Source organism: Psychroflexus aurantiacus, assembly GCF_010820555.1.
GTDB lineage: Bacteria > Bacteroidota > Bacteroidia > Flavobacteriales > Flavobacteriaceae > Psychroflexus > Psychroflexus aurantiacus.
The window spans coordinates 1-1,409 of sequence record NZ_JAAIKD010000022.1 but is presented as its reverse complement, the minus strand read 5'-3'; the positions used below and the strand labels follow the sequence as shown (position 1 = coordinate 1,409).

Here is a 1,409-nt window from a genome sequence, read left to right as displayed (position 1 = left end):
GTTGTATGTAATTAATCTAATTATATGAAGACATTATTAGTGCAAATCCTTACTCTGATTTCTTTTGCCTCATTTGGACAAGGTGTGGACAGTCTGGATTATGAAATTAAAACAATTGATTCAAAACATCTGGACGATGAACGAACACTGAAAGTATATTTGCCCAAAAATTACACTCCAAAAGATAGATATCCTGTAATCTACATGACGGATGGATCGAGCCAAAACTTTGAGGTGGCCAAGGGATACATCAACGCACTTTCACTATCAGATTTCAACATAATCCCACCATCTATTTTAGTTGGAATCGTCCATAAGAAAAGAAACGAGGAACTAAAAAATATAAAAAGTGGTGAGTATTTCACTGAATATTTATTCCAAGAAGTAATTCAATTCATCGATTCCACGTATTGTACTTCTGGCTTCAATGTTATGATTGGTCATTCAAATGGAGCCGAATATAATCATAAGCTGTTGATGCGAGAGGGCAATCCTTTTAATGGGTTCATTACGCTTTCGACCTATTTTCAAAAAAATGATCCCAATAGAAATAGATTGTCTGAATTCTTCGAAAATTATCAAGGCCGAACCATATACTATTTTGTAGCAAATGGTACAAAAGATGCACCCTCAAGATTTCAAGCAGGAAACGTTTTAGATAGTCTATATCAAAATTCGCCTAATCAGGCAATCAAGTTTATGAAAAAAGAATATGAGGCAAACCACCTGACCATCGTGCCCCATGCATTGCTAGATGGGTTAAAATTCATCTTTCAGGATTACAATAACCTTGAAAACTATGCGTCAATTGTTGAATATGATGAGTACTATCTGACCGACTTAAAGAAAAACTACGGCTTAACAGGGAGCTTCAGTATGCAGGATCTTGATGGTTATCTAAGCAGCATCATACAGAGAAAAGACAAGGAAGAATTCAAGTATTTTCTCGATTTTGTTGAGAAACATAAGCTTTGGTTCGGTGGTGGGCTTGATCACGTCAATATCGGTAATCAATATTTCGCAATGGAAATGTATCCAGAAGCCATTGAATCATATAACATGGCCATTGAGGATAGCGAAAAAACAGATGATAGAGTATTCTATTACAATATTCATAGGCCCGTAAAATCATATGTGATTGAAGGCAGAAAAGATGAAGTAGTGGATTTCCTGGAAAAAAGCAGAGAAATCTTGCCTGAGGAGTATTATCTGCGAATGAGCTATCGAATAGCCAAATTTGCAATTGAAAATGAGGTTTCTGTTAAAAAAGGGAGAAATGCGCTTGAGTATTGTAAAGCTAACTATAAAAAAAACAGTCTTTTTACAAGAGAGGATCTAGCCCATCTTGAAAAAAAGTAACACACAACATTATATAAACTGCATTAAAACGACAGTTTATATTCAGCGTT

Annotated in this window: 1 protein-coding gene; it reads left to right on the top strand. The window is 35.2% G+C overall.

Annotated elements, in window-relative coordinates; all coding sequences use genetic code 11:
- Positions 1–24 precede the first annotated feature (24 nt).
- Positions 25–1,359, top strand: a complete 1,335-nt coding sequence (locus tag G3567_RS13155; protein WP_164005779.1) for an alpha/beta hydrolase-fold protein — start codon at positions 25–27, stop codon at positions 1,357–1,359.
- Positions 1,360–1,409 lie beyond the last annotated feature (50 nt).

Bases quoted from the DNA above. Each gene is read 5' to 3' on its own strand.
- G3567_RS13155 (WP_164005779.1), top strand. From the start codon at position 25: ATGAAGACATTATTAGTGCAAATCCTTACTCTGATTTCTTTTGCCTCA.